The 23256-nt window shown below is 63.0% G+C and carries 12 protein-coding genes; 7 read left to right on the forward strand and 5 right to left on the reverse strand.

What is annotated here, in order from left to right:
- Window positions 1-4: 4 nt before the first annotated feature.
- The 3 genes from K3G63_RS21260 (at window position 5) to K3G63_RS21270 (ending at window position 5517) form a co-directional block, all read left to right on the forward strand.
- A complete protein-coding gene (locus K3G63_RS21260; RefSeq protein ID WP_259404630.1) occupies window positions 5-1360 on the forward strand; it encodes a RagB/SusD family nutrient uptake outer membrane protein in 1356 nt (451 codons plus the stop codon).
- A gap of 325 nt (window positions 1361-1685) precedes the next feature.
- Complete coding sequence (locus K3G63_RS21265; RefSeq protein WP_220616162.1) at window positions 1686-4334, forward strand: M14 family zinc carboxypeptidase; 2649 nt, start codon at window positions 1686-1688, stop codon at window positions 4332-4334.
- 304 nt (window positions 4335-4638) lie between these two features.
- Complete coding sequence (locus K3G63_RS21270; RefSeq protein ID WP_220616163.1) at window positions 4639-5517, forward strand: sterol desaturase family protein; 879 nt, start codon at window positions 4639-4641, stop codon at window positions 5515-5517.
- 322 nt (window positions 5518-5839) lie between these two features.
- Here K3G63_RS21270 and K3G63_RS21275 read toward each other — a convergent pair whose 3' ends face one another.
- The gene (locus K3G63_RS21275; RefSeq protein ID WP_220616164.1) at window positions 5840-6364 is read right to left on the reverse strand and encodes a gluconokinase; all 525 of its coding nucleotides are present in this window, start codon (window positions 6362-6364) and stop codon (window positions 5840-5842) included.
- A gap of 236 nt (window positions 6365-6600) precedes the next feature.
- Between K3G63_RS21275 and gndA the strand changes: the two genes are divergently transcribed.
- The 3 genes from gndA to pgl are packed head-to-tail and all read left to right on the forward strand — an operon-like array spanning window position 6601 to window position 10405.
- Complete coding sequence (gndA, locus tag K3G63_RS21280; RefSeq protein ID WP_220616165.1) at window positions 6601-8106, forward strand: NADP-dependent phosphogluconate dehydrogenase; 1506 nt, start codon at window positions 6601-6603, stop codon at window positions 8104-8106.
- 42 nt (window positions 8107-8148) lie between these two features.
- Complete coding sequence (gene zwf, locus K3G63_RS21285) at window positions 8149-9666, forward strand: glucose-6-phosphate dehydrogenase (RefSeq protein ID WP_220616166.1); 1518 nt, start codon at window positions 8149-8151, stop codon at window positions 9664-9666.
- A complete protein-coding gene (gene pgl, locus K3G63_RS21290; RefSeq protein WP_220616167.1) occupies window positions 9653-10405 on the forward strand; it encodes a 6-phosphogluconolactonase in 753 nt (250 codons plus the stop codon). The genes zwf and pgl overlap by 14 nt, the downstream gene beginning before the upstream one ends.
- A gap of 13 nt (window positions 10406-10418) precedes the next feature.
- Here the strand turns inward: pgl and rpiA are convergent, their stop codons facing one another.
- Window positions 10419-11165: a ribose-5-phosphate isomerase RpiA gene (gene rpiA / locus K3G63_RS21295; RefSeq protein WP_220616168.1), complete on the reverse strand. Its 747-nt coding sequence runs from the start codon at window positions 11163-11165 to the stop codon at window positions 10419-10421.
- 401 nt (window positions 11166-11566) lie between these two features.
- On the opposite strand from rpiA, the gene K3G63_RS21300 reads away from it, so the two are divergent.
- A complete protein-coding gene (locus K3G63_RS21300; protein WP_220616169.1) occupies window positions 11567-13840 on the forward strand; it encodes a cation-translocating P-type ATPase in 2274 nt (757 codons plus the stop codon).
- A gap of 265 nt (window positions 13841-14105) precedes the next feature.
- Here K3G63_RS21300 and K3G63_RS21305 read toward each other — a convergent pair whose 3' ends face one another.
- The 3 genes from K3G63_RS21305 to K3G63_RS21315 are packed head-to-tail and all read right to left on the reverse strand — an operon-like array spanning window position 14106 to window position 23248.
- Window positions 14106-14519, reverse strand: a complete 414-nt coding sequence (locus K3G63_RS21305; protein WP_220616170.1) for a hypothetical protein — start codon at window positions 14517-14519, stop codon at window positions 14106-14108.
- Between the two features lie 5 nt (window positions 14520-14524).
- Window positions 14525-16891: a penicillin acylase family protein gene (locus K3G63_RS21310; RefSeq protein ID WP_220616171.1), complete on the reverse strand. Its 2367-nt coding sequence runs from the start codon at window positions 16889-16891 to the stop codon at window positions 14525-14527.
- 33 nt (window positions 16892-16924) lie between these two features.
- A complete protein-coding gene (locus tag K3G63_RS21315) occupies window positions 16925-23248 on the reverse strand; it encodes a non-ribosomal peptide synthetase (RefSeq protein ID WP_220616172.1) in 6324 nt (2107 codons plus the stop codon).
- Window positions 23249-23256: the final 8 nt, after the last annotated feature.

Raw genomic sequence — 23256 nt, forward strand, 5'->3', positions numbered from 1 at the left:
TTCGATGAAATCTTCGCTATACCACTTGCTGTTTGCCGCCGTGCTGGGTGCTGCTACCCTGAGCTTCTCGGCCTGCAACGATTTGCTGGACCCCACGCCAGTGCAGCAGCTCCCCGACGACCAAGCCATCACCGATGCCAGCAGCGCCCGCTCCGCCACCATTGGTGTCTACGACCGGGTGCAGGCCTACTACCAGCTGAACTGGCCGGTGCTGGGCTTTCTGCCCGGCGAGAATGTGCGCTTCAACGGCACCCTGAACCAGTTTCTGCAGATCGACCAAAACCAGCTCAGCGCCGATAACGTGCTCATTACCGAGGCCTGGACTCAGATGTACCAGGCCGTGAACGGGGCCAACAACGTGCTGGCCGCCCTGCCCGGCCTCAGTGACCCGCTACTGACGGCGACGGAGAAAAACCAGTTGCTGGGCGAGGCCTACTTCCTGCGGGCCCTGGTGTACTTCGATTTGGGCCGGGGCTGGGGCGGGGTGCCGCTGGTGCTCACGCCCACCCGCACCAAGGAAAACGGCCGGGGCATCCGCCGCAGCACCCTCGCCCAAACCTACGACCAGGTGCTGGCCGACCTGACTCAGGCCGAAGCTCTGCTGCCCGAGGCGGCTACCCGCAACCGGGCCGTGAAGGCCGCCGCCCGCGCCCTGCGCGCCCGCCTGCACCTCTACCGCCAGCAGTGGACCGAAGCCGAAGCCTACGCCACCCAGGTCATCAGCAGCAGCAACTATGGCCTTGTGACGCCCTACCGCGCCATTTCTACGGCGCCCTTCCTGAGCCGGGAGTCGGTGTTTGAGCTGACTTTCAGCAACTCCGACGCTAATACGATGTGGAATAACTGGTTTCCGAGCGCCCTGGGCGGGCAGTTCAATTTCCAGCCCGTGCCCGCCGCCATTGCTCTGCTCAACGACCCCACCGTGGGCGGCAACCGCTCGGCCCTGCTGGCTACTACCGTCATTGCCGGTAGCAATGTCACCTACGGCAACCTCTACAGCCGCTCCGCCCAGCGTGACGACCCCAGCTACGTGCTGCGCCTGGCCGAGCAATATCTCATTCGGGCCGAAGCCCGGGCCAAGCAAGGCAAGCTCACCGATGCCCTGGCCGACCTGAACGCCGTGCGTGCCCGCGCCGGAGTACCGGCCAGCACCGCCGCCACCGCCGACGCCCTGCTACTAGCTATTGAAGACGAGCGGCGGGTGGAGTTTGCCTTCGAGGCCGACCGGTGGTTTGACCTCGTGCGCACTGGCCGCGCCGGCGCCGTGCTCGGCGTCACGGACCAGCGCCGCTGGGTATTCCCGCTCCCCTTCAACGACCTAGTAGCCGACCCCGACCTAGAGCAAAACCCGGGGTACTAGGAGTACTGCTGACCAACCCAGAACGTCATGTCGAGCATGTTGCGCATCAAGCAAGGGGCCGAGACATCTCGCGTGCTGACGTCGCCACACTACTTGTCATCCTGAGCGGAGCGAAGGACCTCTACCTCTGGCTAACCAAGAGGGTAGCAACGAGAACCGCTCCATAGCCCAGGGTTTAAACCCTGGGCTAGTGAATCGCAACGAAGCGGTAGAGATGCTTCGGCAAGCTCAGCATGACAATCCTATATCAAGCGAAAAACCTTGCGCAGGCTCGACCAGAAGAGCCGCGCCCTTCTGCTACCAACCGCTTTCGACTTCCCTTTCCATGTTGAAACCTTACGCTTCCGCCGCCCTCCTGACCTTGGGCTTGGCCCTCCACTTACCCGCTGCCGCCCAGAATACCTACTTTTTTCCTGCGGCTCCGGCTGCGTCGTTCGACCCGGCCGTGCCTACGCCGGAGCAGTTCCTAGGCTACCCCATCGGTACGCACTATACCCGCACCGACCAGATTGTGGCCTACCTGCGGGAGCTGGATCGGGTGTCGGATAAGGTGAGCTTCCGGGTAATTGGCACCACCTTCGAGGAGCGGCCCCAGGTAGTAGCCACCATCACGGCCCCGGAAAACCAGCAGAACCTAGCTGGCCTGCAGCAAGCCCGCCGGGCCCTCGTCGACCCCAAGTTGGCCGCGCCCGACTACCGCAAGCTGCCGGTGGTGGTGAGCCTGAACTTTGGGGTGCACGGCAACGAGAGTTCCTCCTCGGAGGCGGCTCTGCTGCTGGCCTACTACCTCACGGCCTCCACCGCCCCCGAAACCAAGCAGTGGCTGGAGCAGGCCGTCATCACCATCGACCCGCTGGAAAACCCCGATGGCCGCGACCGAGCCTCGCACTGGTTCGACCAGAACAAGTCGTGGCCTAACCCCACCGACCCCCTGGACCGGGAGCACACCGAGGCCTGGCCGGGCGGGCGCACCAACCACTTCTACACCGACCTGAACCGGGACTGGCTGTCGTTGACCCAGCCGGAAAGCCGGGCCCGTATGGCCTTTTTTCACGAGTGGTACCCTAACGTGATGATTGACTTTCACGAAATGGGCACCAACGGTACTTACTACTTCGAGCCCTCCAAGCCCTTTAGTACCGAAAACGACCTGATTCCGCGGGCTACCTATGAGGTGCTAAACGTGCACCTAGCCAAGTACTTCGCCAAGTCCCTAGACAACCTAGGCTCCCTGTATTGGACCAAGGAGCAGTTTGATAACCTCTCACCCATCTACGGCTCTACCTACCCCGATTTTCAGGGTGGGGTAGGGGTGACGTTTGAGGTGGGCAGCTCCCGCGGGCTGGCCCAGGAGGGCACGAATGGGGTAGTGACCTTTCCGTTTACCATTCGCAACCACGTAGCCACGGGCCTGGCCACGGTGCGCGGGGCGGTGGAAGAAAAGGACCTGTACTTGCGTCACCAGCGCGACTTTTTCACCTCAGCCCTTACTGATGCCCGCAAGTTCCCGACCAAGGCCTACGTGTTCGGCAACGCTCAGGACGAGACCCTGACCAACCGGTTTCTGGCTTTGCTGCTCCAACACAAAATTCAGGTGCACGAGCTGGGCAAAACCGTCACCTTGGACAAGCAGACCTTCGAGAAAGGCAAGGCCTACGTGGTGCCCACCAGCCAACCCCAGTACCGCATCGTCAACTCCCTGTTTGAGGAACTGACCACTTTCCACGACAGCGTATTCTACGACGTGACGGGCTGGAGCCAGGCCCACGCCTACGGCCTACCCTTCGCCAAGCAGAAGAACACCAGTTTGGTGCAAGGCTTCCCCATAACGGCGCCGAAAACCCTGACCGGCACTGTGCGCGGGGGCCAGAGTTCCTACGCCTACCTGCTGCCCTGGTCCGACTATAATGCCCCGCGGGCCCTGGTGGCCTTGCAGCGGGCCGGCGTAACGGCCAAGGTCAGCTTTAAACCCTTCCGGGCTGGCACCAGCGAGCAGGCCACCGACTTCGGCTACGGCACGCTGGTTATTCCGGTAGCCGCCCAGAAGCTGCCCGCCGATTCCTTGTTTCAGGTAGTGAGCCGGGTAGGGCGGCAGCAGCAGGTGAGCTTCACCGGCGTGGGCACCGGCTTCAACCTGAGCGGCATTGATCTGGGCTCGAACAACGTGCGCACGGTGCCTGAAACCAAGGCGGCCCTGCTGGTGGGCACCGGCCTGAATGCCTCGGAGGTGGGGGAGGCCTGGTTTGTAGCCAGCCAACAATTAGGGCTGCCGCTGAGCCGCCTGGAGCTGAGTAACTTCAGCCGGGCCCCGCTGGGCCGCTACACCAGCTTGGTGCTGGTGGGCGGCTCCTACGCTACCCTCGACAAAGCTGCGGTGGAAAAACTGCGCCGCTGGGTGCAGGAGGGCGGCACGCTCATTACGCTCAAAAACGCCTCGGAGTGGGCTATTAAGCAAGGTATTGTAAAGGAAAAACTGCTGATTCCGGCCAGCGGCGGCTGGGCCGACACCACGGCCACGGCCGGCAGCAAGGGTAAATCCGTAGCGGCCCGCCGCCTCGATTTCGTGGCCCAGGAGCAGGAAGGTACCCGCGCCATTGCCGGCTCCATCTACCGCGCCGACGTGGACATTACCAACCCCATCGGCTTTGGGCTGCCCAGCCGCCAGCTCTACGTGTTCCGCAATGGTACCACGTTCCTGCGGCCCAGCCGCAACCCCTACGCCACCGTGGCCCAGTACACTGCTACCCCGCTGGTGAGCGGGTACGTATCGAGGGCCAATGTGCAGCAGATTCGCAACACGGCGGCCGTGGTAGTGAGCAAGGCGGGCGCGGGCCGGGTGGTGCTGTTCGCCGACGACCCCAACTTCCGCCACTACTGGCACGGCACTTCCCGCCTGTTCACCAATGCCCTGCTGCTGGGCTCCCTGCTGAACCTTCCCGAAGGGCCGGCCGCTATTTCCGCCGAGGAGGAGTAAGGGTACTCCGGAAGCTAGCCAACGTCCTTTCTCACCGCAGTAACCCTGAGTCAAAAACGGTATACGGATAGCGGCTGGGGGTATAGCCCTTCGGTGGAGCTACCCTAACCCCAATACGAGCGCAGCCTTTAATCAGGAAGCAGTCAAGCAAAAGCATTAAGTTTTTGCCCTACCAGAATGGTGCTTCCTCCGTACTAACCGAAAAGCCGATGCGCCTGCTGGTGCGGGAAACGGCCTCACCCGCAACTCTCGGCCAGCAGCCGGGGCCTGCCGCGTGATGCCGCTTCGGTTACCAATTATGTGGATGGCTACTACCTCTGCGGCGGCGCGCACTCTCCTACGCCGTTTCGACCATTGGGCTACGCCCGCGCTAGCCGCCGTGGCGCTGGGCGTGTTCCTGCTGGAAACCGTGCGGCCCCTGCGGCGCCGTACCCGGCCCCGCCCTGAGCGGTGGCTCCGCAACGTGGGGGTAGGCGCCCCTTCCTTGCTGGCCATGCGCCTGACCCTGCTACCCATCATGACCAAGCTAGCCCAGGCCGGGGCGGCGCGCGGCGTGGGCCTGGCGCAGCTGCCCGAGCCGCTTCGAGCGGTAGCGGAGCTACTCCTGCTCGACTACCTGGCGTATCGTTGGCACCGGCTGTTGCACTCCCCGCTGCTGTGGCGCCTGCACCGCGTCCACCACATCGACCTGGACATGGACCTGACTACGGCCTGGCGCTTTCACTTTGGCGAGATGCTGGCCAGCATTCCGTACCGCGGCGGGCTACCGGCCCTACTGGGCGTGCGCCCCGCCACAGTGCTGGCCTACGAGGCCGTACTGGAAGCCTGCACGGCTTTTCACCACAGTAATGCCTGCCTGCCCATTGGCCTGGAGCGGCGCGTGGTTCCGGTGCTGGTTACGCCACGCATGCACGGCATTCATCATTCCATCGTTGAGCAGGAAGCTGGGAGCAACTTTGGGGTAGGCCTCACGCTCTGGGACCGGCTGCACTCCACCCTACGCCTAAACGTGCCCCAGCAACAAGTAACCATTGGGGTGCCCGCCTACGCTACCGCGGCTGAGCAGTCGGTGCGCCAGCTGCTGGCGCTGCCCCTGGCGCCGCTTCGGCCCTGGACCCGCCCCGATGGGTCCGTGCCGTACCGCCCTGGCTTGTCTGCTCCCGCGCACGAGCTAGCGGAATAGCGGCTGCCGGAAGCTGGCTGAGGTAGCCTGGGGAATACAAAAATGCGCCGTCACGGCTGCTCGTCGTGGAATGCCTCATGGGCGACCAGCCAGACGGCCGAACACAACGGCGCGTTTCTGCCCTTATGCCAACAGGCAGGACTTTACCGTAACTCCAAAGCCAGCAACAGCGTCGCCTGCGAAGTGCCGGGAAACGCATTCAGCCCTGCCTATAGAGTCTTTTGAGTGTTCCGTCAGACCCGGTGGTTGTTTGGGGCGGGGGTGCTCGCCTCGGGGCGAGCTACTCCCGCCCCGCCGCTGGCAGAACGTGCGTGGCCGGAGCCTACGCGCCCGCGCCCGGGTTTGCGCTGACGCTTTCTTCCCGCAGGTACGCCAGAATCTGGGCTACCAGTTGTTGCGGGGCTTCCGCTATAGAAAGGCAAAGGCCGTAGGCTGGCTTTTCGAGGATAGCAAACTGCGAGGCGAGCAGCGCCGGGTTCATGTAGTGCTGGGAGCGGGCGGCCAGCCGCGTACGCACCAACTCCTGGGAGCCATCCAGAAACACCCACACCAGGGGGCCCGCCGTGGCTAGCTGCTGGCGGTACGCTTCTTTTAGGGCCGAGCAAGCCAGCACCGCCCCACCCTGCCGGCTCCACTCCCGAATACCTGCTACCAAGGCCGCCAGCCAGTCCTTTCGGTCTTCGTCTTCGAGCGGGGTGCCAGCCTGCATCTTGGCCACATTCGCAGCGGAATGGAAATCATCGGCGTCATGAAAGGGCACGCCCAGCTGCTGGGCCAGCAGGGCCCCGATGGTTGATTTGCCCGAGCCGGACACCCCCATAATTACAAGTACTTGGTTGCCACGCATAGGAAAAAGCTAAAAACCCGAACGTTAACCGGCGCCAGGCCCGCTGGCGCGCCAGGGAGGTTGCCCCACCGGGAATGGGGCTGACTTTCGCAGCAGTAATTGCGTACCACGGCTGCACCGGTCGTCAAGTGTATAACCTTCTACCTGAACTTTAAGTTGAGAGAGTAGAAGCTGAGCCACCAGCTCTGGGCGCCGCGCGGCGCTTTCCTCCACCGACTCTATCCGAAAACTACTGCATGATGAGCACAACGCCGACTACCTCCTCGTTTGGCATGATAGGCCTGGGTACCATGGGCCGCAACTTACTGCTAAACCTGGCCGACCATGGATTTGCTGTGGCCGGCTACGACAAAGACCCGAGCAAGCTTAGCTTGCTGGCCGAGGAAGGCGCCGGACTGCCGGTGCAGGGGTTTGGTAGCCTGCCCGAGTTTGTCAGCCACTTGCAGACCCCGCGCGCTATTATGTTGCTGGTGCCGGCGGGCCCGATTGTGGACAGCGTAATGGAGGAGCTGCGGCCCTTGCTCGCCCCGGGCGACATTCTCATTGACGGGGGTAACTCTCACTTCACCGACACCGACCGCCGCGCGGCGGCCCTGGAAGCAGCCGGGCTGCACTTTTTTGGCATGGGCATCTCCGGCGGGGAAGAGGGGGCCCGCTTTGGCCCCAGCATGATGCCCGGGGGCGACCGGCAGGCCTACCACGTGATGCAGCCGATGTTTGAGGCCATTGCGGCCCAGGTAGACGGGGAGCCCTGCGTGACCTACATCGGGCCGGGCGCGGCGGGGCACTTCGTGAAAATGGTGCACAACGGCATCGAGTATGGGCTGATGCAGCTTATTGCCGAAACCTACGAGGTACTCAAGCACGGGGTAGGCCTCGACAACGACGCCATCGGGCAGGTAGTTGCCACCTGGAACGCGGGCCGGCTGCAGTCCTTCCTGCTGGATATCACCAAGGATATTTTCGCCTTCCGCGCCCCCAATAGCTCCCACCTGCTGCTCGACGACATCAAGGACGAGGCCCGCTCCAAGGGCACGGGCAAGTGGACCTCTCAGGTAGCAATGGACCTGGAAGTGCCCGTCCCGACGATTGACATGGCCGTGGCCCTGCGCGATTTATCGAAGTACAAAGCCCTGCGCGAGCAGCTGGCCGGCCAGTACGGCCCCGCGCCTACCCCCGTGCCCGCTGCCGAGCAGGCCGCCTGGGTAGACCGCCTGGAGCAGGCCTTCTACTTCAGCATGGCCCTTACCTACGCCCAGGGCATGCACCTGCTGGCCAAGGCTTCCAGGGAGTACCACTACGACCTGCGCCTGGCCGAAATTGCCAAAATCTGGCGCGGCGGCTGCATCATCCGCGCGGGCTTCCTGCGCGACATCTACGCCGCCTACCAGCAGAACCCGGGATTAGAGCATTTGCTGCTCGACGACGCCGTCGCCGAGCAGCTTCGGCAGGCGCTGCCCGGGGCCCGGGCCGTAGTAGCCGCCGCCGCCACCACGGGGCTAGCCGTGCCGGCCTATGCAGCCAGCCTAAGCTACTTCGATTCTTTCCGGACGGCGCGCCTGCCCTCCAACCTGATTCAGGCCCAGCGGGATTATTTTGGCGCCCACACTTACGAGCTAATTGGCCGGGAGGGGCTGTTTCACACGCAATGGACGCCCGCCCACGAGGACGCCCGCAACAAACAGGACACGCATGTAGGGGAGGAAAACACCCGCGAGCAGCAAGTGCTGCCCAACCAATAGTCTTGCTCTTAGCTGTCCCGACACGTTACCTACCCCCTTTGTATGAGCCTTACCGCACACGTTCCGCCTACTATTTTTATCATTTTCGGGGGTACCGGGGACTTGAATGCCCGGAAGCTGGCCCCGGCCCTCTACCACCTGTTTCTGGATGGCTGGCTGCCCGAGCAGTTCGCCCTAATCGGCACGGGCCGCACCACGCTTTCCGATGAGGAGTTTCGCGGCCGGCTGCTGGAGGGCATCAATCAGTTTTCGCGCACGGGCAAGGCGGATGCGAAAAAGTGGAAATCGTTTGCCGAGCACGTTGTTTACCAGGCCGCCGACGTGCAGGACGCGGCGGCTTATAAAGAGTTTAGCCAGCGGATTCAGGCGTACCAGGAGCAGTGGGGGGCGCCGGCTAACGTGCTGTACTACCTGGCCGTGGCTCCGGAGTTCTTTCCCATCATTGCCGAAAACATTGCCAAAAGCCAGCTGGCCGCCGACGCCGACCGCACCCGCATTGTCATCGAAAAGCCCTTTGGCCACGACTTAGAGTCGGCACGGGAGCTAAACCAGCTGCTGGGCCGCCGCTTTCAGGAACAGCAGATTTACCGCATCGACCACTACCTGGGCAAGGAGACGGTGCAGAACATCATGGCCTTCCGCTTTGCCAACGCCCTGCTGGAGCCACTCTGGAACCGCAACTACATTGAGCACGTGCAGATTTCTGTGACGGAGCAGCTGGGGGTAGGGGAGCGAAGCGGCTACTACGATGGGGCCGGCGCCCTGCGCGACATGATTCAGAACCACTTGCTGCAGCTGCTGTGCCTGGTGGCCATGGAGCCGCCCATCAACTTCACGGCCGATGAGGTGCGCAACCGCAAGGTAGATGTGCTGCGGGCCATGCGCCGGTTTTCGCCCGAGGACGTGCGCGAATCGACGGTACGGGGCCAGTACGGGGCCGGCTGGATGGAGGGGCAGCAAGTGCCCGGTTACCGGGAGGAACCCGGCGCCAACCCGACTTCCAACGCCGAAACGTTTGCAGCCGTCAAGTTCTTCGTGGACAACTGGCGCTGGCAGGGGGTGCCGTTTTACGTGCGCACTGGCAAGCGCCTGCACCGCTCCGCCTCCCTCATCACCATCCAGTTCAAGGACGTGCCCCACTCCATCTTCCCGCCCGAAACAGCCGAGAACTGGCAGCAGAACCGGCTCATCATCAGCATTCAGCCCGAAATGAGCATCCGCCTGCAAGTGCAAGCCAAGCGCCCCGGCCTGGACCTGATGCTCAACACCGTGGACATGGTATTTGATTACCAGGGCACCTACACCACCGCCACCCCGGAGGCCTACGAAACCCTGTTGCTGGATGCCATGCTCGGCGACCAGACCTTGTTCATGCGCGGCGACCAGGTGGAAGCCGCCTGGGACCTGGTGATGCCCATCCTGACCGCTTGGCAGGGGCGGGCCAGCCAGAGCTTCCCCAACTACTCCGCCGACTCCTGGGGGCCGGAGGTAGCCGAAGCCCTCATTGCCCGCGACGGGTTTCACTGGTTTACCCTCCCCCTTAGCCATGGCAAGCACTAACTTCCCGCCGCTGCACATTTCTCCTACCCCCGAGGAGGTAGTAACCCAGCTCGCCGAGTTCATCGTGCCGCTGGCGGCCCGCAGCGTGGCCGCCCGGGGCCGGTTTACGGTGGCGCTGTCCGGCGGCAGCTCCCCGAAAAAGCTGTACGAGCGGTTGGCTACCCCGCCTTACCGCGAGCAAGTAGAGTGGGAACGAGTGTTTTTCTTTTTCGGGGATGAGCGCTACGTGCCCCCAACCGATGCGGAAAGCAACTACCGGCTAGCTCGCGAAACCCTGTTTGAGCCCCTGGCTATTGCCCCGGAGCAGGTGTTTGCCGTGGACACTGCCTTGCCCCCAGCTGGCGCGGCCCGGCAGTACTCCGCCCGCATTGAGCAGTTTTTTCAGCCAGCGCCGGCGCACTTCGACTTGGTGCTGCTGGGGTTGGGCGATAATTCGCATACTGCCTCTCTATTTCCGCACACACCCGTGCTGGCGGCTACCGCAGCGCAGGCGCAGGAAGTTTTTGTGGAGGAGAAGCAGGCCTACCGCATTACCCTGACGGCCCCGCTGCTGAACCAAGCCGCCACCGTTGTCTTTCTGGTGTACGGGGCCGGCAAAGCCGCTGCCGTGCAGCACGTGCTAACCGGCCCCCGGGACGTAGCCCAGTTTCCGGCCCAGCTGATTAGGCCCTCCTCCGGCAACCTGCACTGGTTTCTGGACGCGGACGCAGCGGCTTTACTAGCGGTACAGCACACGTAAGTGATGGGGCTGCTCACGGACGGGCCGGAAGCTCGACGAGCTGGGGCTCCTGCCCCCGCCGGTAAAGCAGCACCTGCTCGCCTTGCCCAATCAGGGCCGCGTGGGCCAGCCCCAGAAACAGCCCGTGCTCTACCAGGCCCGGAATCTGCTCCAACTCCCGGGCCAGGGCGGCCGGGTCCGGGAGCAGACCAAAGTGGCAATCCACCAGCAGGTTTCCCTGGTCGGTGCGGGCGGGTTGGGCAGGCTGCGTCCGGTCCGGCCGCACTACGGGGTGGCCCCCCAGCGAAGTTACTGCATCCAGTACCCATGGCACGGCGAAGGGCACTACTTCCAGCGGAAGCGGAAACTGGCCCAGTTGCCGCACCTGCTTGGTGCTATCGGCCAGGATGAGCAGGGAGTTGGCGGCCGTTGCCAGCACCTTCTCGCGCAGCAGGGCCCCGCCTCCGCCTTTGATAAGCTGTAGCTGGGCATCCAGCTCGTCGGCCCCATCTACGGTTAAATCCAGGCGCATTCCGCGGCGAGGCTCGACCAGCGGGATGCCAGCCTGCCGGGCCAGCGCCTCACTGACCAAGGAAGTAGCAACGGCCTGCACCTGGAAGCGGCCGGCCCGCACAGCCGCCCCCAGGTGCGCAATAAAGTACGCGGCGGTACTGCCGCTACCCAATCCCAGGAGCATTCCGCTCTGCACCCAGTGCAGGGCCGCGCTGGCAGCCCGCTGTTTTTCCTGCTCTGCCGGAGCCACTGAAGGAGTATCTGTCATACACTAAACATACGGAGAAGAGGCCGCTACGCCCGCCTCGCTGCTGGCCGCCAGCGCCCTATCAACCCGCAACCGGCCCCCGCCCCCGATAAAAGATGCCCTAATGGCTGCGCCGACCGCCCCGTAGAACCGGCAACAACCTCTACGGTAGCGGCTGATCAGTGCCTCGTGCTGCGGGGCGTCAGCCAGTTAGTATACTTCCGGCTAGATCGGCTCGAACCGGGCCGGCTGGCTACCCCGAGCTACCACCGTTTACCCTCCTCTTCCGCGCACAAATTTTGCAAGATTCCGAAAGGATTCCGTACCAACACTGGCCCCTGCAGGCTGTTTCTTTGTAGCGTACCCAGGGACCTCATTTCTCCGGGCTGAACTGGCCGCAACTGCCCTGAGTACGCCTTTTTATGGAACCCGTCACCCAAACTGAAACCCTCGACATCGAAGGCATGACCTGTGCCTCGTGCGCCTCCTTCGTGGAGAAGTCGCTTAGCCGCACCCCCGGCGTACAGCGGGCAGTGGTCAATTTTGCTACCGAAAAAGCAACGGTAGACTACCTGCCCGGGCAGGCTACTCCGGCCAGCCTGAAAGAAGCCGTGGTACAGGCCGGCTACGGCGTGCTGGAACGCGCCCCCAATACCCTTGCCGCCGACCGCCAAGCCGAAATCGACCGGCAGAAGGCCGAAGCCTACCGCCGGCTTACCCGCCGCTTCTGGGTGGCGGCCGGCCTGGCGGGGGGTATCATGCCGCTGAGTATGCTCATGCTGTGGCCGGGCCTGCTGCCAGGCGTGCCCATGCAGGCTATCAACTACCTCTTGCTGCTGCTTACCCTGCCCGTGCTGCTGTACTGCGGGCGGGAGTTCTACGCCTCGGCCTGGAACAGCTTCCAGCACCGGGCCGCCACCATGGACACCCTCATTGCCCTGGGCACCGGGGCGGCATTTCTCTACAGCCTGGCAGCTACGGTGGTGCCGGGCTGGTTTATGCGCCGGGGCATCCCGCCCGAGGTGTACTATGATACCACTGCCACCATCATTGCCCTTATTCTACTGGGCAAAGTGTTGGAGATGCGCGCCAAAACCCAAACGTCGGCCGCCATTAGAGCCTTGCTGGACCTGCAAGCCAAAACGGCCCGGGTAGTACGCCCCGGTGGCCTGGAAGTAGACGTGCCCCTTGAGCAAGTGCAACTCGGCGACGTGGTAGTGGTGCGTCCCGGGGAGAAAATAGCGACCGATGGTGTGGTGGAAGACGGCTATTCTGCTGTAAATGAAGCTATGCTAACCGGCGAGAGCCTGCCCGTGGAGAAAAAAGCGGGCGACCCGGTATTCGGGGCCACGCTCAATAAAACCGGGTCTTTCCGCTTCCGCGTAACCAAAGTGGGGGCAGACACTAGGCTTTCCCAGATCGTGAAGCTGGTAGAAGACGCGCAGGGAAGCCGCGCACCTATTCAGCGCCTGGCCGACAAAGTCAGCGCCATCTTCGTGCCCACGGTGGTCATTATAGCTCTCCTCACGTTTGTGCTCTGGTTTAGTCTGGCCCCAGTGGACGTACGCTTGCCGCTGGCCTTAGTCAACTTTGTGGCTGTGCTGATCATTGCCTGTCCCTGCGCATTGGGGCTGGCTACGCCCACGGCCATTATGGTGAGCACCGGGAAGGGAGCCCAGTACGGCGTGCTGATTCGCTCTGCCGAAGCCCTGGAAAAGGCCTACCAGGTGAATACGGTGCTGCTGGACAAAACCGGTACCATTACCCGCGGAGAGCCCACCGTAACGGAAGTGGTGGCCGCAAGGGGGCAGGCTGCCGCGCGCCTGCTGCAAGTGGCAGCCGCTGTGGAGCGCCTCTCGGAGCACCCGCTGGCCCAGGCCGTGGTACGCTACGCCGAGCAGCAGTCGGTGCCGGCCCTGGCCGCTACTCACTTCCGGGCTGTGGAAGGACACGGAGCCGCTGCCAGCGTGCAGGGGCAGGCCGTACTTATCGGCAACCAGGGCCTGCTCCGCAAGGAAGGCATTGCGCTACCCCCGGAGCTGACGGCGCCGGCCGAGCAGCTGCTGGCCCAGGCCCGGACGGTACTTTATGTGGCCGTAGAGGGGCAGGCCGTGGGACTGCTCGGGGTGGCCGACACCGTACGCGACACCTCGGCGGCAGCAATTCAGCGCCTGCAGCAGCACGGCATTGAAGTAGTGATGATGACCGGCGACAATCCGCAGACTGCCGCCCAGGTCGCCAGGCAGGTAGGGATTCAGCAGTTCTTTGCCGAGGTACTACCCCAGGATAAGGCCAGCAAGGTCCGGGAGTTGCAAGCGCAGGGCCGGGTAGTGGCCATGGTCGGCGACGGCATCAACGACGCCCCCGCCCTGGCCCAGGCCGACGTCGGGCTGGCCATTGGCGCGGGCACCGATGTAGCCCTGGAAGCCGCCGGCATCACGCTGATGCGCTCGGATCTGGGCGGGGTAGTGACGGCCATTGAGCTGAGCCGGCAGACCATGCGCACCATCCGGCAAAACCTGTTTTTTGCGTTTCTCTACAACACCCTGGGTATTCCGGTGGCCGCCGGCCTCCTGTACCCCGTATTCGGGGTGCTGCTTTCGCCCATGCTGGCGGCGGGCGCCATGGCCTTGAGTTCTGTATCGGTGCTCACCAACTCGCTGCGCCTACGCGGCTTCTCCTCTGCTACCCACTAACGGTACCGCTGAACTGCTGGTACCCCTGAGCGGGCTGGTGGTAGCGGCCCTCGTATTCTGTTCTTTTTCGCCCCGTATCCAAGGATCAGCGCCATTTCTTGCCTGAGCGCGGTATGGGAAAGCCCACAACATACCACGGGCAGCTATACCAAGGCAAGCACCAGTGCCGCGTCCCGCCGAGGCGCCTGGGCTGCTGGGCGAAGTACCGGCGCTGCTAGTTGCACCAGGTGCTCTAAGCAAGGGATAGTCAGCGGCCTGGCCGCGCTTACACGGCCTGCTTGCTCAGGTGGCGGGGGGCCGCATATGCAGGCTCTTTGCCTGATACCTTCGGCGAACGGCGCCACCGGCGCAGGCGGGTAGTAATGGCGTACGGAATGCCCACGCAGATGCAGGAGGAGAGCAGGTTGAAGACCATAGGAATAGCCAGCCAGGCCAACGAGGGCAGGGAGGAGTTGCGGGTTAGCCACAGGAGTTGGGGGCGGCCGCTTATCAACAGGCCATACCCCAGGGCTATTAGTATTTCACTCACGACTACGGCCCGTAGAAACCCAGGCGACTTCCACCAGAACGCGCTGCTTACGCCCACCAGCATCCAGGCGGCCAGCAGCTCTGGTCCTTGCAGCCCCATATGGATGACCAGCAGAGCCCCACACAAGGGCAACAGGTTGTTATACCGCATAGAAGTTAGTGTTTAACGAAATGGATTTGCTGAGAAATAGACGTTAACTCTGCCGGTGTGGAAACGAATTGCGTCGGATGGACGGTGTTTTGCTTCCAGGCGCCAAGCTGCTGACCGTAGAACCGGGAGTTTAGGCGGCCGCTTTGCCCTCCTCCGGTTATCATCCACGAGGCCACGCCCCGGGGCCCTATCTCCACCACGGTCCGAATCACGGAATGCGCGTCGTAGTTCACGTTGATCGTATTCTCGCTGCCGCCTACCCCGCGCACCGGCATTTCCAGCCCGGGCAGCGAGGATATGTGCGCTACCGAGAAGTCATAGGTAAGGTCGGTGGACGCCGCGCCCTCGGCTGCTTGGTGGGCGCTGGCCGTTTGGTAGAGTGAATCCGTTTGGGCCATCATGCGGCGAAATACCGCGTTGCTCCGGATCTTGCCCGTGGCCACAGGCAAGGCCTCGTACTTAAGCAGAAAATTAAGCAGCTGGTCGAAAGAAGGCGCAGTTTTGACGTGCAGCTGATCGGCTAGTTTTTTAGCCGTCAGCGCGGCACTGCGCCGAAAGCACTTATAGAAGAGGGCTTCCTTCGTTGTGGCATCGAGGGTACCGTTCCACTGGGCCAGCCGCTGCCAAGTAGCGGACCGTTCCCGGGGGGTAGTATACTTCTGCAGCAGCTGTTTCAGATCAGACACTGACAAATCGACCACGTCCTGCTGCATGGCTATCATGTTATCCTTGGTGAGAGCGGAGCCCTGCTGGAGCAGCGTCCGGATGCGGCGCGGGCGGTACAGGTCCTCGAACCAGTGCGCGGCGTAGTAATAGCGGCCGCGCTGCGGTTCCTGATTGGCCGAGAACAGGTAGGCCTGACTGGGGTTGTAGGCCTGCGGCAACGAGTCGAAGGGCACGTAGCGCTGGATGGGACGGGTAGTGCCATCCAGCATGCCACCCGCGTACCGGGCAGGCTTGATGGGCATCCGGCCGGCGCTAATTTCCCCGATGTTGCCGTCCACATCCCCGTACACAAAGTTCTGGGACGGATAGTCGTAGTGGCGCAAGGCCGTGCGGAACTCCTGCCAGTTGGTGGCCTGCATAACGCGCCACAGGGCCTGCACGGCTTGCGTGCCGTACTGCGGGTGCCAGCGCAGGGCGTATACCAGCGGGCCTTTCCGCACTACCCGGCCAAACACGGAGTACTCCACCCGCTCTACCTCGTCGGCGCCGTCTTTCACTTGCAGGCGGTAGTCTTTGGTCTGCATCTGCTGCCAGCGCCCATCCAGCCAGTAGGCGGTGCTATCCTGGGGGTTGAGGCGCAGCACGTACTGCTCGGTCACGTCCCAGCTGCCGTTGGTTACGCCCCAGGCAATGCGGTTGCTGTGGCCCGTAAGCACCATCGGGATGCCCGGAATGGTGTAGCCGTACAAGTGGAAGCTGGGGCACTGGAGCTGCACCTCGTAGAAAATATTGGGTGAGGTCAGCACCAGATGCGGGTCGTTGCAGAGCAGCACGTTGCCCGAGGCCGTGCGCTGCGGCCCCACTACCCAGTTGTTGCTGCCTAAGCTTTTGGTGGTGGGCCGGGTGGCGAAGGTATTGGCCTGCTGCGGCCGAAAAACGGCTACTACGGCGTTGCCAGCCGCCGGCTGGGGGGCGCGCGCCGGCCCGGCACTGGCTGGCACAATCAGGTCGTGGTTGGTAGGATAGTCGGGGTAGAGCATGCGGCGCACCTGCTCGGGCAGCTTGTCCAGCAGCTCCTGCTTATCGATGTAATCATCGTAGTAGGAAAGCTGGGCGGCCACGTACCACTGCAGCAGAAAGGAATAGTACGGCTTCCAGGCTTGCGGAGAGCGGCCGAAGAGCAGGTACATTGGGTCGCGCTGGGCGGGAGCTTCCTGGCCCAGGTAGGCATTAACCCCCTGACTGTAGGCGCTCAGGTAGGCGTGTAGGGCGGGGTCGGCTGCGCGCAGGCTATCTAATATCAGCTCGCCTTTGCGTTCGAACTCAAACGGCTTCCACTCCCTGTCCGAGCCCAGCCCCGATTCCCCCACCATCTCGGCCAGCCGGCCGCTTACCACGTGGGAGAGCAGCTCCATCTGAAAGTACCGCTCTTTGGCGTGCATATACCCCAGAGCATACGCAACGGCCGGGGCATCCTTGCCAAAAATATGCGGAATAGCCAGCGTATCCACGTACACCTGAGCTGCTTGCACCGGCGTACGCAGCGTAAGCACCGGGGTGGGCGCGGGTTCCTGTAGCGAAAGAATGCCCCCGTGATAGGCCGCAATGTTGGCCGCGGAGTTGCCGCCCCAACTTGTTGACTGGCTTACCCACACCCACGCGAGCAGCAGGCTCGCCAGGCCCGCCAGGCTTAGATAATGCTTCATCTTGCTAGTAGACTGGTTGATAGTGGAGTGGAATTAGATGGTGAATTCTTCGGTAAGCTCCTGAGTAATATCCTGATAGTCGGTTTGCAGCCAGGCGGCCACCTCCAGGGCTTCGGCGAGCTGTGCAATGGTTACCAGCTTAAATAGCTCCTTAATGCTGAGCTGCACACCAAAGGTTTGCTGCAGGGCGATGCGCAGCTTCATCAGCAGCATGCTGTTGCCACCGACATCAAAAAAGTTGTCGGTGATGCCCGGCTGGGGCCGGCCCAGCAGCTCTTCCCATAGCTGCACCAGCATTCGTTGCGTTTCGGTGGTAGCGGCTACCCGCTCTGTGCTGCCGGCCGTCACGTCGACCTGGGCAAGCAAGGCTGTTTTGTCTACTTTGCCGTTTTTGTTGAGCGGAATGTGTTCTACCCGGGTCAGCACGCTGGGCACCATGTAGTCCGGCAGCTGGGTGCGCAGGTACTGTTTAATGCCGGCGGTATCCAATGCGGCCGCCGGCATCAGCAGGAAGGCCAGCACCTGGGGTTGCCCGGCGTACTGGTGGCAGAACACGGCGGCCTGTTGCACCTGTTCAGCCTGCTCCAGTACGCGGCGTATTTCCTCTAGCTCAATTCGCAGTCCCCGAATTTTTACCTGCTCATCAACGCGGCCGATAAACTCCAACTGTAGGGCATGGTCCCACTTTACCAGGTCGCCCGTTTTATAGAGTTTCTCGCCGGCCGCAAATGGGCTGTCCACAAACTTCTCCCTGGTTTCCTGCGGCAGGTTCACGTAGCCCTCCGCCAGGCTGGCCCCGCCAATGTACAGCTCCCCGATAACACCCGCCGGTACGCAGTGGCGCTGCTTGTCCAGCACGAACGCCCGGGTGTTTTTCAGGGGCCGCCCGATGATGTTGCGCTCAAAGTGCCGCACGTCCTGGTTTACTACGGCATCAATTACCGCCTCCGTGGGGCCGTAGTGGTTGTTGAGCCGTACGGTGGGCAGCTTGCTTTTCAGCAGCTCCACCAGCTTCTTGTTCAAGGACTCCCCCCCGATGCAACATACGCGCAGGGACCGCGCCAGCGAGGCGCAGAGGGGGGCGGAAAGGTGCTGGCAGAAGGTCTCGATGAAGGTGGGCGTGCCCTGCAGCACCCGCACCTGCTCCTGGGCGAGAACCCCGGCCAACTCCTGTGGCTGCAGGAGCAGCTGCGGATCGGGGATTACCAGTTTGCCGCCGGATAGCAGCGGTAGCAGCAGCTCCAGCAGGGAAACATCGAAGCTGTAATTCGTGAGCAGGATGGTGTGCACGGGCTCAGCCAGCCCCAGCAGCTCCAGCTCTACCTGCAGCTTGTCGGCCAGGGCCGCGTGCCCAACGGCTACCCCTTTGGGCCGCCCCGTGGTACCGGACGTGTAGAGCAGGTAGGCCGTGGGCCACGGCTGCCACGCCAGGCTCGCCCCCGCGGAGTACCCCGCACTTTCCAGGCACTCCGTAGCGGTAAGCACGAGCCGGCATTCGGCGTCGGCGATAATCAGCTGCTTTCTGGCCTCCGGATAGGCCGGATTGATGGGTACGTATACGCCACCAGCCATCCAGATGCTGAGCATGGCCACGGGCAGCCAGGCCGAGGGGTCCAGCATGACCCCTACCCGGTCGCCGGGGCGCACGCCCTTCGCTTCCCGCAGGTAGTGGGCAGTGCGCCGGACTTCGGCCGCCAGCTCCCGGTAGCTCAGGCACTGCCGGCCGGAGGCAACAGCGGTAGCTTCCGGCGTATCGTTCTCCCAGTTAGCCAGCCACGAGCCCCATACCGCCGAGGTAGGGGCCGGCTCGGGGGCTGGCAGCGGCCCAGGGCCGGCCAGCAGCTGCCGCTCGGCGGCCGAGAGCAGGTCGAGAGTCTCAATGGGCGTATCGAGGTGAGTTACAACCTGCTCGGCAAGCGCAATAAAATGGGAGGCCAGTTGCCGAGCAAACCAGTCGCTGAACAGCCCCGTGTTGTACTCCAGCGCCAGACTGAGGCCCTGCCCGTCGGGGGTATAGGAAAAGCCGAACGCCATATCAAACTGGCTGCTTTCGCGCGGCAGCTCCTGGTAAGGCGTAACGGCCACACCGGGAAGGCTGGCGTCAGGGCTGGGCTGGTGCAAGTGGCTCAGCGTTGCCTGGTTGTGCAGCACCAGCATGATATCAAACAGGGGCGAGCGGCTGGGTTCCAGGGCGTACGGCAGCTTGTCGAGGAGTTTATCCAGGGGGTAGCTGCGGTGCTGGTAGGCCTGCAGCAACTCCTGCTTCTGCACTTGCAACAGCTCGCGGAAGGACTGGCGGCCGCTGAACTCGGTGCGGATAGCCAGCACGTTCAGCAGCAGCCCAACCTGCTGCTGAAGCTCGGGCTGCTCGCGGTTGGCCAGCGGCGTCCCGATAACGGTGCACTCCTGGCCGGTATAGCGGAACAAGGTGGCGTTCAGCAAGGCAAACAACCCCATAAAGAGCGTGGCTCCTTCCGCCTCGCACACGGCCTGCAGCCGCTGCTGCAGCTCTCCGGCCAGGGGCAGCACTACCTCGGCCCCGCTAAAGGTTCTGGCCGAGGGGCGGGGGTGCTGGGTGGGCAAATCCAGTACCGGGGCTTTTTCCGCGAACTTGCCTAGCCAGTAGGCTTCGTCGGCGGGCTGGGGCGTTTGTTCCTGCTGCCGGGCCCAGCGCACATAGTCCCGGAACTGAATAGGCAGCGCGGGCAAGGCGGCGGGCTGCCCGGCGGCGCGGGCACGGTAGCCGGCCATAAACTCCCGGAACAGCACCTCCACGGACCACCCGTCGCTGATGATGTGGTGCATGACGTACACGAGCAGGTAGTCGGCGGGGGCGAGGGTAATCAGCGCAGCGCGCAGCAGGGGCCCGGTTGTCAGCTCAAACGGGCGGTACAGCACCTCCCGCAGCAGGGTGTGCCGGGCCGCTTCGTCAGGCTCGGTGCTCAGGTCGTAACAGGTAAGAACGTTGGGGGCCACTTCTTCCGGGGCCAGCACCTGCTGGTATACCTCACCGGTGCTGTCTTCCTGAAAGACGGTGCGGAGGGCTTCGTGCCGGCTTACCATGTCGCGGAGGGTTTCGGCCGTCCAGGCGGCGTTTACCTCGCCCTGCAGACGCAGCGCCCCGGATATGTGGTAGGCACGGGAAACTTCCTCGGCCTGGCTGACCAGCCACATGCGCTGTTGGGCGTGGGTGAGCGGGTAGCGCGCGGCAGCTGGCCCATGGTGCGGGCTTATCGGTAGCGGAGCTAAGGCGGGGCGCGTGGACACTAGCAGCGGGGCCAGCTCCCGAATGGTAGGATGGGTGAAAATATCCTGTAGCTGCAAGGACACGTTGCACTCCGTGCGAAGCCGGCCCAGCAACTGAATGACATTGAGGCTGTGTCCGCCTAACTCAAAAAAGGAATCCAGAACTCCCACGGCGGGCTGGTTCAGCACCTCTGACCAGAGCTGGCACAGCTTTTCTTCCAGCGCGTTCTGCGGAGCAACTGTGGGCCGGGACTCGGCCGCCAGCATACCCGCGTGGATTTCGGGCAGGGCCTTGCGGTTGACTTTGCCATTGGGCAAGAGAGGAAATGCTTCCAGCTGCACCCATACTTCCGGAATCATGTGGGCGGGCAGGCTGGTGCTGAGCAGGCGACGCCAGTCTGGGAGCGTATACGCAAGGGGGCGTGGGCTTTGCACGAAGGCCACCAGCATGGGGTGGCCCTGGAGGTGGCGCACGGCCACGATGCTGTCGAGCCCCGGCTGCTGGGCATTGATGGCCGACTCGATGTAGTGCGCTTCCAGGCGGTAGCCCCGGAAGCTGAGCTGGTTATCTATCCGGCCTTTAAACAGAAGGGTTCCGTCGGGTTGCAGGCAGCCGACATCGCCGGTGCGGTAGAGCTTTTGGCCGGGCTGGAAGGGGTGCGGCACAAACTTTTCCTGGGTAAGCTCCGGCTGGCGCAGGTAGCCTTCAGCTAAGCCGGCGCCTCCAATGTAAAGCTCTCCCTCCTGGCCCACGGGCTGAACCTGCCGGGCCTCATTCAACACATACACCTCCCGGTTGTAGAGGGGCGTGCCAATGGGAATGTTCGGCTCCAGGCGCTCTACCTTATGGTAGGTAGCGCACACGGTACTTTCCGTGGGGCCGTACGTGTTATAGAGCGCCACGGGCTGGCCCACCACGCGGGAAATGTACTCTGGTTTCAGCACGTCGCCGCCGCTAATGAGCACCCGCAGCGAAGCGGGCAGTTCCTGGGTATTCAGGTAGGCAATAACGTAGGGGTTGGTGCTTAGCAGCGTAACACCCTCCTGCTCCAGGGTCGCGCTGAGGGCATCGAGGTCTTTGGGAGCGGGTAGGATGTGCAGCCGGCCCCCAGCGGCCAACACCGGGAAGATTTCCTCCACCGATGTATCAAAGCTGATGGATGCCTGCTGCAGCACCACGTCCTGGGCCGTTACGTTGAAATACTCCGTGAAGCTGAGAGCGTAATCCAGCAGGGCGCCGTGGGAAATAACCACCCCTTTGGGGTTGCCCGTGGAGCCCGAGGTGTAAATGATGTAGCACGGCGTATGGGGCATACTACCGGCTCCGGGCAACGGCAGCAGCTGGCCGGCCGCATCCGCGGCGGGCGGGCAGGCGTCCACTGCCAGGCACTCCACCGGTGGCAACCACGGCACGGGAAGCCGACTGCCGCTCAGCACCAGCTTGCACTCGGCATTCTCCAGCATGTAACGGAGCAACGTCTCGGGGTAGGCCGGGTCCAGGGGCAGGTAGGTTACCCCGGCCAGCATACTGGCCAGCATGCCCACTACCATCCACTCGGAGCGCTCCAGCAGCAGGGCCACCGTGTCGCCCGGCTGCAGGCCCCAACGCGTCAGCTCGTGCGCGACGGCCACGGCCCGCTCGTTTACCTGCTGGTAGGTTAGCTGCGCGCCTGGGCTGGAAATAGCTATCCGGTTGGCGTGGGTAGCGAGGCCGGCCTGCCACAGTGCCACAAAGGAATCCTGCTCCCGGGGGCGTACGGGCCCCACCGCCGCCGCTTCCAGCAGCCGCTGCTCTTCGGCATCTACCAGGCTGACGTGGCGTACTAGCGCGCTGGTATCGGCGCTAAAGATCCGGAAGATGGTTTGCAGGCGCCGGATGAGCAGGTCGATTTCTTCCGCGGCAAAGTACTGTTGGTTGAAGACAAACCGAATGTCAACGCCGTCGTCGTGGTAGCCCCGCACGTAGATGGAAAGCGGGTCTTCTTCCCAGTAGTTGGACAAGGCGAAGGCGCTGGAGCGCACGTCCCCGAAAGAAGAGGTGAAATCAAATTCCTCGTACGAAACCCGGATGTCGTATAAGCCGGCCCGCTCTCCCTGCCGGGCCAGGTCTTTCACCAGGTTGCCGTACTGGTAGCGTTGGTGGCGCAGCGTTTCCCGCATTTTCTGCTTTACTCCGCTGAGCAAGGTTGCCAGCGAAGCATCCTCGTCCAGGGTAAAGCGCACGGCCAGCAGGTTCATAAACACGCCGGCCGTTTGCTTGAATAGCTTGTTGGTGCGGTTCAGCACGGGCATGCCAATGGCGACGGTGCTTTGCTGCTGGGTGTTGCCAAAATACAGGAGCAGGCTTCCGAGGATGAGCTGGAATACCGATACCCCGTGCCGGTCAGCGGCTTCCTTCAGGCCGTTGTAGGTTTCCTTGGGTAGAGCCAGGGTTTTGCTTGCCGCCTTCCGGGCGTAGCTGATTGTGTTCTTCTGGTGCAATAGGCTCGTGTAGCCCTGAAACTGCTGCATCCAGTAGGCCCGGTCGTCGGCGGCCTGCTGGGAGAGGTAGTACGCCTGGTCATCCTGGATGTAGTGCTCGTAGGAGTAGCACGTGTACTCGGCGGCCCCGGTTTCCCGCAGGCTACGGTAGAAGGCAGCCATGGCATTGAGCAGCAGGCTGAACGACCAGCCGTCGCCGATCAGGTGGTGAATTTTGGCGTACCACAGGTGCGTTTCGGCATCCAGCTTCAGCAGCTGAAACGTAAACAGGTGGCGGTTTTCCAACTCAAAGCACTGCCCGAACTCCTGGTCCATCCACTGCTTGGCGGCGGCCATGGGGTCGGGCTCCGCCGAGCAGTCCAGCCGGGCCAGCCGGTAGGCCGGGGCCGCGTCCTGCACCGTGTAAAACAGCTCGCCCTCTTTCTCCTCGAATACAGACGAGTACACCTGCTGGCTTTTCAGCACCTGCACGATAGAGGCTTCCAGGGTAGCCGCGCACAGCGGACCTTGCAGAAGGGCGTAGCCGCCAATATTGTATTTAGGGGAGTTACAATTAAACGCTTGGTCGCGCCAGATAAGCTTTTGCGTGACAGAGGGACGCTTTAGTTCGGTATCTTGATAGCTAGACATTAGAACAC

This window comes from Hymenobacter sp. HSC-4F20, from assembly GCF_019599275.1.
Taxonomy (GTDB): Bacteria; Bacteroidota; Bacteroidia; order Cytophagales; family Hymenobacteraceae; genus Hymenobacter.